This window comes from Alcanivorax sp. 1008, assembly GCF_020667895.1.
Taxonomy (GTDB): domain Bacteria; phylum Pseudomonadota; class Gammaproteobacteria; order Pseudomonadales; family Alcanivoracaceae; genus PGZG01.
In genome coordinates this window covers 1-2,028 of the sequence record NZ_JAFMPS010000063.1, presented here as the reverse complement: position 1 = coordinate 2,028, position 2,028 = coordinate 1, and the positions used below count along the sequence as shown (strand labels likewise).

General features: G+C 52.9%; 1 protein-coding gene. It reads right to left on the bottom strand.

Going from position 1 to position 2,028, the window contains the following annotated elements; translation table 11 throughout:
• Positions 1 to 1,689, bottom strand: a 1,689-nt coding sequence (locus J1C54_RS16200) for a BspA family leucine-rich repeat surface protein (RefSeq protein WP_229149965.1), incomplete at its 3' end; no start/stop codon positions are given.
• Positions 1,690 to 2,028 lie beyond the last annotated feature (339 nt).

The following is a 2,028-nucleotide window of genomic DNA, read 5'->3' as shown; positions in this document are numbered from 1 at the left end:
AAACATATAGGCCGTGTTCGTAACCTGGGACGTGTTCCAGGTGCTCACATCACCATTGAAGCTCGCGGCACCCTGGAACATCGCATTCATGTTCGTGACATTCGACACATCCCAGGCGCTCAGGTCACTGTTAAAGCTCGCTGCGCCACTGAACATTGCAGTCATGTCCGTCACCTGGGACATGTCCCAGCTGCTGACATCACTGTTGAAGCTTGACGCACCGTTGAACATATAGGCCGTGTTAGTAACCTGGGACGTGTTCCAGGTGCTCACATCACCGTTGAAGCTCGTGGCATCCTGGAACATCCCATTCATGCTCGTCACCTGCGAGACATCCCAGCCACTCAGATCACCGTTAAAGCTCCCGGCACCTCGGAACATCGCATCCATGTCCGTCACCTGGGAGACATCCCAGCCGCTCAGGTCAGCATTAAAGCTTGCAGCTTGGTTGAACATACGATCCATATCCGTGACCGCTGAAACATCCCACGCACTCACGTCTGCGTTGAAGCTGGACGCACCATTGAACATCAACTCCATATTCGTGACCTGAGATACGTCCCACGCACTCACATCACTGTTGAAGCTTGATGCACCATTAAACATATAGGCCGTGTTCGTGACCTGGGACGTGTTCCAGGTGCTTACATCACCGTTGAAGCTAGTGGCATCCTCGAACATCGCTTTCATGCTCGTCACCTGCGAGACATCCCAGCCACTGAGATCGCCATTAAAGCTGCTGGCCCCAAGGAACATAACTCGCATGTCAGTCACCTGAGAAACATCCCACGCACTTACGTCGCCGTTAAAGCTGGTGGCACCCCGGAACATGGTAGCCATGTTGGTCACCTGTGACACATCCCAAGCGCTCAGGTCACCGTTAAAGCTGGCAGCTCGATGGAACATGGCGGACATGTCTGTAACACTGGAAACATCCCAGCTGCTCAGGTCACCGTTAAAGCTGGCAGCGCCATTGAACATTGATTGCATATTTCTGACTTGAGATACGTCCCAAGCACTTAGATCTGCGTTAAAATTCTTAGCTCCGAAGAACATTTGAAGCATGAACGTCACTTGGGATACATCCCAAGCACTTAGATCTGCGTTAAAATTCTCTGCTCCGGCGAACGCATAACCCATATCCGTTACCTGTGACACATCCCACAAACCGACGCTGGCATTGAACTCACCTTTTACATCTCTAAAAGCCTCATACATCCGGTCACGTAAAGAGCGTGGAACGTCTGTTGCATTCATGTTTAGGTTCTTGCAACCCTTGAATGCACGGTAAAAAGAAGACCAGCCTGAGGTTCCCCACTGCTCAACGGAGCGGATCTTGCGCTTGTCTCCGCCATTGCTGAAAGAGATTCTGAGTGAGGCGGCTGGCGCCGTGATGATGCGCACGGTATACACACCCGGGTTGGCATAGGTGTGTGACGGTGCGACACCAGCGCTGACTGATTCGATGGCAGACCCGTCGCCCCAGTCCACGTCAAAACCATCAGGGGAGAACTGCATGGGAATGGTGATGCTTTCACTGGCCACGGTGGTTTCCCAGGTGGTCACGAAATCATCGCTGAGCGCAGCAAAGGCCTTCGAGGAGAACAGAACCATTAAAAAGGACAGCAAGACCACCCGAAGACCGTTCGGGTAACCGTGCCTGCTTGAAAATCGAAAGTCGTTAAACATATTCCTGCACTCCATAGGGGATTCTTTGCCTGGCCGCCAAGCTAATGACGGAGCCTTGAGAGGCTTGCCCGCCAGTGACGCTGGAACACTGCTCAAGCGAACGGGTTTGGCCTGTAAAAACACCTACCCGCACACATAGACAGCGAACTTAGTCATGGCATGTCGGTCTGAACTCTGCTGTGCAATAGCGAATGGCAGACCAGCACGCTCGAACTGTGCCACAGTTCACAGCGCGCTGGAGCTTGGGGGGGGCAGAATGTCTGGAGGTGCAAGTTTTTTGTCTATCTATGCATCCTAAGGCACTGTCAGAGGCTTACTACCCCCCCCCTGAATCGCCGC